Source organism: Phaeovulum molybdatiresistens (assembly GCF_023544865.1).
In the GTDB taxonomy this organism is placed as follows: Bacteria; Pseudomonadota; Alphaproteobacteria; order Rhodobacterales; family Rhodobacteraceae; genus Pontitalea.
The window spans coordinates 1-6,846 of sequence record NZ_JAMJFX010000058.1; the positions used below are offsets into that span (position 1 = coordinate 1).

Annotated in this window: 7 protein-coding genes and 1 pseudogene; 1 reads left to right on the plus strand and 7 read right to left on the minus strand. The window is 67.4% G+C overall.

Going from position 1 to position 6,846, the window contains the following annotated elements; translation table 11 throughout:
* Window positions 1-215: 215 nt before the first annotated feature.
* The 7 genes from MXB90_RS17450 to MXB90_RS17480 all read right to left on the minus strand — a co-directional run bounded on the left by MXB90_RS17450 (window position 216) and on the right by MXB90_RS17480 (window position 6,532).
* Window positions 216-509: a hypothetical protein gene (locus tag MXB90_RS17450; RefSeq protein WP_250046688.1), complete on the minus strand. Its 294-nt coding sequence runs from the start codon at window positions 507-509 to the stop codon at window positions 216-218.
* A 72-nt stretch (window positions 510-581) separates the two neighbouring features.
* On the minus strand, window positions 582-1,919 hold the full coding sequence (locus MXB90_RS17455; RefSeq protein WP_250046689.1) for a ferredoxin reductase family protein: 1,338 nt from the start codon (window positions 1,917-1,919) through the stop codon (window positions 582-584).
* Window positions 1,920-2,166: 247 nt separating this feature from the next.
* The gene (locus MXB90_RS17460) at window positions 2,167-3,141 is read right to left on the minus strand and encodes an FAD:protein FMN transferase (RefSeq protein ID WP_250046690.1); all 975 of its coding nucleotides are present in this window, start codon (window positions 3,139-3,141) and stop codon (window positions 2,167-2,169) included.
* Complete coding sequence (locus tag MXB90_RS17465) at window positions 3,122-5,329, minus strand: PepSY domain-containing protein (protein WP_250046691.1); 2,208 nt, start codon at window positions 5,327-5,329, stop codon at window positions 3,122-3,124. The genes MXB90_RS17460 and MXB90_RS17465 overlap by 20 nt, the downstream gene beginning before the upstream one ends.
* Window positions 5,330-5,341: 12 nt before the next feature.
* On the minus strand, window positions 5,342-5,809 hold the full coding sequence (locus MXB90_RS17470) for a DUF2271 domain-containing protein (protein WP_250046692.1): 468 nt from the start codon (window positions 5,807-5,809) through the stop codon (window positions 5,342-5,344).
* A 63-nt stretch (window positions 5,810-5,872) separates the two neighbouring features.
* Complete coding sequence (locus MXB90_RS17475; RefSeq protein WP_250046693.1) at window positions 5,873-6,199, minus strand: hypothetical protein; 327 nt, start codon at window positions 6,197-6,199, stop codon at window positions 5,873-5,875.
* Between the two features lie 138 nt (window positions 6,200-6,337).
* Window positions 6,338-6,532: a hypothetical protein gene (locus tag MXB90_RS17480; RefSeq protein WP_250046694.1), complete on the minus strand. Its 195-nt coding sequence runs from the start codon at window positions 6,530-6,532 to the stop codon at window positions 6,338-6,340.
* 166 nt (window positions 6,533-6,698) lie between these two features.
* Here MXB90_RS17480 and MXB90_RS17485 point away from each other — a divergent pair.
* Window positions 6,699-6,846, plus strand: a pseudogene (locus MXB90_RS17485) (IS256 family transposase); the annotation flags it as partial.

Consider the following 6,846-nt stretch of genomic DNA (forward strand, 5'->3'; position numbering starts at 1 on the left):
ACGAGCGCGGTGGCCCGAAGTGCTCCAATCGCCCACGCCTCCGACGTCAACACCGCGTTTCCACACAGCCTCGGCCCTTTGCCGACGGTCGCCGAAGCCGCAATGCCGCATTGCGTCTTCCCCAGACCTGCGGCTCAGGCGCGGTGCAGCGATCGTCCCGCGGGGCGGCAAAAAGCCATACATTGCGGCCATGTTCACTTGGCTGCGGACTCATCCTATTCGAGCCGAAGGGGCGTTTGCGGGGGTGGGGTCAGGCCGCCCTCAACCTTGCCGTTCGTCGGACGCGCAGGCCATCCCGATAGGCGCAGCAAGGTGGAGTTTCCAGAAACGGAAGCGCCCGGCACCAGCACCACTTCACTCTGAAGCGGCATGGGAGCCTTCCTCGGCGCATGCGCCGCGATGCTGCAGGCGTGTTCGGCAGAATTTGCCAACCCACGCGTCGTGCCGCCCGGCGCGCTGCCAAAGCCATCCGAGGCAAGGATCAGAAACTTGGATGACAGATCTGCCATCGACGTCCCCGGGCCAGCCGCAGATTGGGCAGATGCCCCGGGGCGATGACCCGGGCGCGAATACCGCAGGCGCTAGCGCATCTGAAACAGCTCCTGGTGGAAGCGCGTCACCGGCATCCCATGCGCCGCCATGTCCTTGCGGATCGCATGCCCAAATCCCTCGGGGCCGCAGAACCAGAGGCTTGCCGTGCGCCAGTCCGGCACGGCGGCGCGGATCCGGTCGCCGGTCAGCCGCCCATCGCGGGCGTCGATCATCAGGTGCAGATGGACGTCCGCCGCCTGGGCATCGGCGCGAATCCGGGCCAGCGCCGTCTCGTCGACCTCGGCGGTGGTGTGGAACAGGTGAATGGCCTTGTCCGCCACGCCCCCCTGCCGCGCACGCGCCTGCATGGCGCCGAGGAAGGGCGTGATGCCGATGCCGCCGCCGATCCAGATTTGCACGGGGCAGTCATCCGCAAAGGTGAAGCAGCCATAGGGCCCTTCGACGGTCACCGGCTGGCCGATCTCCAGCCGCGCGCCCAGCTGCGAGGTGTAGTCGCCCAGCGCCTTGGTGACGAACTTGATGCGCCGGTCGGTCGGATCCCAGGCCGAGGCGATCGTATAGGGATGCGCCCCTTCACGCGGATCCGAGGTGACAAAGGCGAATTGCCCGGGCTGATGCCCCGGCCAACCCGGCCCCAGCGTGATCAGCTTTTCCAGGGAATGAACCCCGGGAAACCGCGTCAGCTCGGTGATCTGGCCGGCGATACGGCGGCCCGCGCCGATCCGGCCCAGGATCGAGATCACGGCCGCATAGCTGCCCGCCAGCAGCAGCCCCGCCAGAACGATCCCGACCGGCTGGGTCCAATAGCTGAAATCGGTCAGGATGATCGTGTGGAAGGCCAGCGCCAGATAGATCGGCGCCAGCAGGCGATGCAGGCGGCGAAACACGCCGTAGGGCACCAACCGCACCAGCGCCACGACGATCAGCGCGACAGCGGCATAAAAGGCCCATTCGCCGACGCCCTCGGCAGCGCTGCGATAGCCGGACAGGAAGGCTGCCACCGGGTCTTCGATCGGCGCCCGCGGGCCACGCTGGGGGCGCTCCGCAAGGCCCCAGCCCACGGCCCATTTCGGCCCCTCGACCCACAGCCAATGCGTGATCGACAGCACAAGCCCGCCGATGCCCAGCCATTTGTGCAGGCGGTAAACCTTGTCCAGGCCGTCCAGCCTGCGTTCCGGCCAACGCGGGCGCAACGACAGGATCATCGCGACGCTCATCATCGCAAAGGCCAGAAGTCCGCTGTATTGCAGCATGAATGTCCGCAGCGCGAACAGACCCTGTGCCGCGAAGACGCCGGGCGCGGCCGCAAGCCACAGGACCGTCAGCCCAAGAAGGCCGATCCAGAACACCAACTTGATCCGTAACATTGTTACCCCCGAAACGGTAAGCCTGACCCCAAGGGCCCGATACGGCTGTTTTACGCCGCGCGCACCGGTTTCCGTCGTCAGGCCATTTACCACGGAAATCTGAAAGCATCGGGGTTCTGTTCTTCTTTTCGCCATCCCTCTGCGACGAAGGTCGCGCTGCCAAGCGCATCGCGCCGGGTCAGCTGGAGGGCCACCTTTTCATCAGGCGTCAGGCCCGCCCGGATGCTGTTCAGGCCAAGGCCATTGGTCACGCGTGCCGTGACGTCACCGCAGTTTTTCCAGAAAATAGGTGCCCAACCCCAAGGCCTTGCACGTCGCCTGCATCATCGCGCACGAGGAACAGGGCGTCGAGAGCAGACTTCCTGGCGTGGCTCATGCCTGCCTCGACCCCCATTACCATCAACGCGGTCGCCCAGGCATCGGCTTCGGCACAGGTCGGCGCAGTCACGGTGACTGATGCGGGCGAGGCAATCAGCGGCGCGCCGCGCCCCGGGTCCATCGTGTGCGACAGATTTCGGCCATTGACCGTGACCCAGTGACGATAATCGCCCGAGGTGGCGACGGCGGCATCCTGCAGTGCCAGGATGGAATGGGGTGCGCGGCGGTCGGTGTCTGGCGCCTCGACCGCAATGGTCCAGGGGCTGTCATCGGGGCGCAGACCCATGGCGCGCATCTCGCCGTCGATGCCGACCAGCGCATCGCGGATGCCGTGGCCCTGCAAGACCTCGGCCAGCCGGTCGACGCCGTAGCCCTTGGCGATGCCGTTCAGGTCCAGCGCCACGGGCGTGGTCTTGCGGACCCTGTCGCGATCCAGTTCCAGCACCTCATGGGACGGGCGACGGGGGGCCTGCATCGCGGCGCGGATCGCCTGTGGATCGGCCGTGTCGGGACCAAAGCCCCAGGCCTGCACCGCATCGCCCATGCCGATGTCGAAGGCTCCGCCCGAGGCCCGCCCGATCGCCAGCCCCAGCGCCAGAACGCGGGCCAGATCGGGGGGAACCCGCTGCCATTCCCCCACAGGCGCCGCATTCAGGCGCATCAGGTCGCTGTCCGGCTTCCAGGTGGACATCTGCGCATCAACCGCATCCACCGCCGTTTGCAGGGCTGTCTGCACCGGGGCAGGGTCGAAGCCCGGGTCTGCAAAGAACAGCGCGCTCCAGCGGGTGCCCATGGTCGGCCCGCTCAGCGCGTGGCGGACAAGGTCAGTAGACATCTTCGACATAACGCCCCCCCGCCTTGAGCATTGCTGGCGTCATACCCATGGGCGCAAGGATATCCTGCATCGCCTGCGCCACGCCTTGCGCCATGTCACGCCCGCCGCAGACCATGACCTTCGCGCCTTGGCGGATCGCTTCGGCCACCTGTGCGGCCTCGGCCCGCAGCGCATCCTGGACGTAATGCGGTCGTGCACCGCGCGAGACGGCGGTGGAGAGGCGGGAAAGCCGTCGCGCGGCCTGCCAGACGGCAAGATCATCGCGATACAGGAAATCGCTGTCGGGGTGGCGCATGCCGAAGAACAGCTGCACCGGGCGGCGGCGGGCATTGGCGCGGATGATCCCGGCCAAGGGCCCGATCCCGGTGCCGGCCCCGATCAGGATCAGCGGCGCCCGGCCCTGGCCCGCGTGAAACCCCGCATTGCGACGCAGGAAGGCCCGCACGCTGTCACCTGGCTCCAGCGCCAGAAGCTGGCCGGAGCAGAGGCCGCCGGGGTGCTTCTTCACCACGATCTCGACAAAGCCGTCACGGTTGCCGGATGCGAGCGAATAGAACCGCGGCACGGCCGACCCCTCGGGCAATATGCCGATCAGATCGCCGGCCTGAAACCTTGTGAAGCCCCGTCCGGTAAGCCGCGCCCAGAGCGAGACTTCCGGCAGGGCAAAGCGCAGGATCGTGGTTGGGGCCTGCACCGCCTCGCCGTAGTCACAGCGCGAGATCAGGGTCAGGCTGTCAGCCACGGGGCGGGCGGGCTGGTGATCAAGTTCCAGCGTCAGGCCAAACGCATCCCCCAGCGCCCGGCCCCAGCGCGCGAAATCCTGCGGCGACTGCCGGTCGACCATGTCCATCGGCAGAAGCGTGGCCCACCCCTTGGCGCGGGCGGCTGCCTCCACCTCTGCCGCAAAGGCGCAGAAGGCCGGAAAGCTGCGGTCGCCAAAGCCCAGAACGGCCAGCGGGGCGTTCGGAGGGGTAGCCAAGCGCGCCAACCGGTCGAGGAACCCCCGGGCCGAGGCCGGGGCATCCCCTTCGCCATAGGTGGCGGCCAAAATCAGGAACCGCTCGGCCCGGGGGTGACGGGCCGGGTCAAAGGCAGCCATCGGGGCGATGTGCACCGCCTGCCCAGCCCCGCGCAGGGCCTGCGCCAGCGTCGCGGCAAAGCCCCAGGTGCTGCCGCCTTCCGACCCCACAAGGATCACCGTCTGCGCGCGGCCTGCCGAGGCGTTGTCGCGCAGCCGGGGGCGACCCCGCCGCCCGGCGACCCAGATCAGCGCGCCGGTCGCGCCCATCACCGGCACGGTCAGCGCGATCAGCCCAAGGATCAGCCCCAGCACCGCCGCACCTTGCCCGGTGTGCAGAATGTAGATGGTCTCCGACACCTGCTGCCACGGCGAGAGGTCGGCCCAGGACAGCATCTCGCCCGTGCCCTGGTCGATCAGGCCCGTGCCCATATCGGTGGACAGGGTGAACATGTCCCGCGCATCGCCCTCATAAGGAAAGCTCAGCTTGCGCAGGCTCTCGACCGGCACATCCTGCAACGCGGCCATCCGGTCGACCGGGAATTGCATCTGCCCGCTGACCGCCGCGGGATCGGCCGGGTGCTGCGCACCATCGGGCAGCAGGTCGAAGGTCGAGGCCGTCATCCACAGCGCCGTCGCGGCCGACAGGGCAAGACCAAAGACCGCAACCCGCGCAATCTCCACATGCAGCCGTCCGGCCACAGGGCCGCGCACAGGCGCGAACCAGCGGCGCCATCCGCCCGTGCGCCGCGCAATCAGTGCCGCCCCCGACAGCGCCAGCACCAACATCGCCGCGGCACCCGCGGCCATCGCCAGCCGCCCGGCATCGTCCAGAAACAGGGATCGGTGCAGATTGGTCAGCCAGCGTTCCACCGGGTTCGGATCGGCCGAGCCGACATCCAACCCTGTGGCCGGATCGATTACCGCCGAACCCGGCGTCCCACCTTCGAACCACCAGGCCGTGATGGTCCCCGAGGGCGAGCGGCGGATTTCTTCCAGACCCGGATGGGTGGCAACCACCCGGGCGGCCAGATCCGCCAGGTTTTGACCCGCCACGTGCCGTGGCGCGGCCAGACGTTCTGCGGCCGGAAAGACCGACAGTGACGCACCGCTGAGCGCCAGGACGGTCACGAAGATCAGGGCCACCAGCCCTGGCCAGCGATGAAGCGCGCGGATCATGGGTCGGTCCCCTTACTCGTAGGTGAAACTGGCGATGTAGCGGCGGCCCGGCACGGCCGTGCCGGCGCCCGCGGCGGTCAGCGGCACCGCGATCTCGTTCGGGCTGTCGCGCATCTCCTCGACTGCGGCGTCGATATGCAGGGTGTATCCCGCATCGAACAGCGCATCGGCCAGGTCCAGCGTGATTTCAAGCGTCCGGCCCGCGCCGACGCTGGCCCCGGTTATGCCGTTGATTTCGGCGGGGTCGCCGCCCGTGGCGCGATACCAGTCGCTCAGATGTTCGTAATATTTTGACTTTTCCCCGGCCATCCAAAGACTGCCGACATAGGCGCCCGCGGCGTCGGTGACGTAAAGCGCCAGATAGGCGCCATCGCCGCCATATTGGGTCAGCGTCGTGGTCATCGTCACCGGGCGCGCGGCGGCAAGGCCGGGCAGCGTCAAGGCGGTGGTCAGGGCCAGAGTGGCGAGAAGGGATTTCATCGGCTTGTCCTTGGATATGGAATGTCTGTCGTGAACCGGCGGACTTGCGCCTGCCCACACCTATCAGTTGGTCACGGCCTTTGGCGGTGCGCCGGTGCCGAAAAGCCCGTTCGTAGGCGGTGCGACGGTCCCTGCCGGCGCAGGCGTCCCACGGCCAGCCGGGGCATTATCGTCGTCATCATCATCGTCGTGATGGTCGCGCCGGATGCGGTCACGATGGCGATCGTCGTCACGCGTGGCCAGACGGACCTCGGGGCCAGAGGTGCCATCGGCACCCACGGCGGGCCATGTGCCCTCCGGGGTGTCCCGCGCGAAGGCGTCAAGCGTCGGTATCGCCAGGGCGCCGACGACCGCGGTCGTGGCAAGAAGAACAGCAAAAGTGGATTTCATGGCAGGGGTCCTTTTTTCTGGATGAATTTTGTTCTGCCCGCCCAACCTTATGTCTGGCTGACAATCCGGGAAAAATTGCTTCAGTTGGCTGCCAGGATTGTCGCGCCCCGGCGATGGCGCAGCGGGGCGCGAAAGATTTCAACGCAATTCGAAGGCTTCGGCATGAACGCGGCGGGGGCTTTGGCCCATCGTCTTCAGCCCGGCCAGGATCGCATCGCGCAGCCCGGCGGGACCGCAGTAGAACAGATCGGCCCCGGGCAGGGCAAAGGGCTCCAGGCGGGCCAGCCGTTCCGCGTTCAGCCGCGGACCCTCGGCGCTGACGACGACATGCACGCTTAGCCCATCTGGCCCTCGGTGTGACCCTCGCGCGCGCATGAGTGCGGTTTTTCACCAATTGAAGGTCGTGTCTCGGAAGTGGTGGAAATTTGAAGGCGGCGTAATCTCCGGGTGAACATCCACCCACCCAACCGGCGGCGGCAACCGCCAGGGAGATCACGCCATGAACCAGATTACCGACACTGCGAGCTTTGCGCTACTGGCCGGGAAGGCCGGGTTCGACCCGATCGAGGAGCGGCTGCGGACCAACGTCCGCGCAACCATCGAAGCGGTTTTCGAGGAAGAGCTTGCCAGCTTTCTTGGTCGCCTCC

What these genes read in the sequence shown, in the direction of transcription:
- MXB90_RS17465 (WP_250046691.1), bottom strand. Translation starts at nt 5,329, where the DNA reads ATGATCCGCGCGCTTCATCGCTGGCCAGGGCTGGTGGCCCTGATCTTC.
- MXB90_RS17460 (WP_250046690.1), bottom strand. Translation starts at nt 3,141, where the DNA reads ATGTCGAAGATGTCTACTGACCTTGTCCGCCACGCGCTGAGCGGGCCG.
- MXB90_RS17450 (WP_250046688.1), bottom strand. Translation starts at nt 509, where the DNA reads ATGGCAGATCTGTCATCCAAGTTTCTGATCCTTGCCTCGGATGGCTTT.
- MXB90_RS17475 (WP_250046693.1), bottom strand. Translation starts at nt 6,199, where the DNA reads ATGAAATCCACTTTTGCTGTTCTTCTTGCCACGACCGCGGTCGTCGGC.
- MXB90_RS17470 (WP_250046692.1), bottom strand. Translation starts at nt 5,809, where the DNA reads ATGAAATCCCTTCTCGCCACTCTGGCCCTGACCACCGCCTTGACGCTG.
- MXB90_RS17455 (WP_250046689.1), bottom strand. Translation starts at nt 1,919, where the DNA reads ATGTTACGGATCAAGTTGGTGTTCTGGATCGGCCTTCTTGGGCTGACG.